Source organism: Mesorhizobium sp. M7A.F.Ca.CA.002.05.1.1 (assembly GCF_003998335.1).
Lineage (GTDB): Bacteria > Pseudomonadota > Alphaproteobacteria > Rhizobiales > Rhizobiaceae > Mesorhizobium.
Genome location: NZ_RZQI01001068.1, coordinates 1 through 1,840, shown reverse-complemented (window position 1 = coordinate 1,840; position 1,840 = coordinate 1). Strand labels below are relative to the sequence as shown.

The 1,840-nt window shown below is 62.4% G+C and carries 2 protein-coding genes; both read right to left on the bottom strand.

From position 1 onward, the window contains the following. Window positions 1–786: phosphate ABC transporter permease family protein (locus tag EN939_RS32530; RefSeq protein ID WP_206528400.1), on the bottom strand; the 786-nt coding region annotated here is incomplete at its 3' end. 96 nt (window positions 787–882) lie between these two features. Further along, window positions 883–1,840, bottom strand: a 958-nt coding sequence (locus EN939_RS32525) for a PstS family phosphate ABC transporter substrate-binding protein (RefSeq protein ID WP_127271625.1), incomplete at its 5' end; no start/stop codon positions are given.

Below are 1,840 nucleotides of genomic sequence, written 5' to 3'. Positions count from 1 at the left end.
GTAGAGCGTGCCCGCAAGAAGCGGGATCAGGCCGAATTGGCCCTGGCTGCCGCCCGAACCGGCAGCGGCAAAACGCGGATCCCAGACGGTGCCGAAGAAGAAACTCATCGGCGAGACGCTTTCGAAGAAGGTGATCGTCTGGAACAGCATCGAAAGCACGATGCCGATGGTTGTCAGGATGGCGATGGTGGAGGCGGCAAGCAGCCCCCACAGCATCAGCCTCTCGACATTGTTGCGGGCCCTGGCGCGCGGCTCGATCTGCCTGAGCGCATAGAAGGCGCCGGCGATCGAGGAAACGAGAATGACAATGGCGCCGAACAGGCCGAGCCGGTCCTGGACCTTGTTCGCCTCGACGGCGATCGGGATCATGTAATCCTGCGTGTCGCTCGCCAGTGCCACACCCTTGGCGGCGAGCAGCGGCTGCAGCTCGGCAAAGCTGGCAGGCATTGCGGCCAGTGTGCCGGCATCGAGTTTGCGCAGGCCCCTGGCGAGGCTCTTTACGAGGCTGACATCCAGTGCCTCACTGGCAACCTTGCTGTCGACGGTGCGCTCGGGCAAGGCAGTGTGAATGTGTCGGTCAAGATAGACGGAAGACCCGACGGTCCAGACGGCAAGCAGCAAAAGAGCAGGCAGAACGGCGAGCAGGAAGGCCCACCAGCCATGATAGTGGGCGCGCGAATGCGGCTTGACCTTGCCATTGTCCTGGGCCGCGGCACGTTGCCGACCGATGAAAAAGGCAACCAGGCCGACGGCAACGACGATGGCCAGTACGAGCAAGGACGACATGGACCCACCCCAAGAGAAATTCTTACGCAGCCGCCATTGCGGCCTGCGATGAAACCGGGGCGCGGGATTTGGCCCGCACCCCGGTTCGGCAGCTGATTACATCGACTTTCCGGCGGCGAAAGCGTCACGCTGGGCCTGACGCTCGGCATCCGGAGCAGCAACGAGGCCGTATTCGGCGAGCGGGCTTTCCGGGCCAACCATCTGGTCGTCAAGGAAGAACTCGACATATTCCTTGAGGCCGGGAACGACGCCCAGATGCGCCTTCTTGACGTAGAAGAACAGCGGGCGCGAGACGGGATACTTGCCGCTGGCGATCGTCTCGGTCGAAGGCACGACGTCTTCCACGGTGGCGACCTTCAGCTTGTCGGCATTGTTCTCATAGAAGGCGAGGCCAAACACGCCGACGCCGGTCTTGTTGGAGTCGATGCGGGCGAGCGTCTCGGTATAGTCGCCATCGATGTCGACGGCCTTGCCGTCCTTGCGGATGGCGATGCAGGTTTTGCCGATTTCCTTGTCGTCGGCAATGCCGGCGGCCTTGAGAGCAGCCTTGTCACAGCCGGCATCGAGAAGCTTGGTCTCGAACACTTCGCGCGTGCCATGCTTTTCGCCCGGAATGTAGGCGGCGATGTCCCAGTCGGGCAGCTTCGGATTGACCTGGCTCCACTTGGTGTTCGGATTGTCGACGAGCTTGCCGTCGACGACCAGCTTGGCTGCCAGCGCCTTGTAGATGTCGGCGGGAACCAGCGCCCAATCCGGGCCCTTGATGTCGGTGGCGAAGACGATGCCGTCATAGCCGATCCGGACTTCCTGGACTTCCTTCACGCCGGCGTCGGCGCAGGACTTGAGTTCGTCCGCCTTGATCGGACGCGACGAATTGGCGATGTCGATCGTGTCTTCGCCGACGCCCTTGCAGAATTCCTTGATGCCCGCGCCGCTGCCGCCGGATTCGACGACCGGGGTCTTGAAGTTGGTGAATGTTTCGCCGAACTGCTCGGCGACAATCTTGGCATAAGGTAACACGGTCGATGACCCGGCGACCTGGATCTGGTCGCGC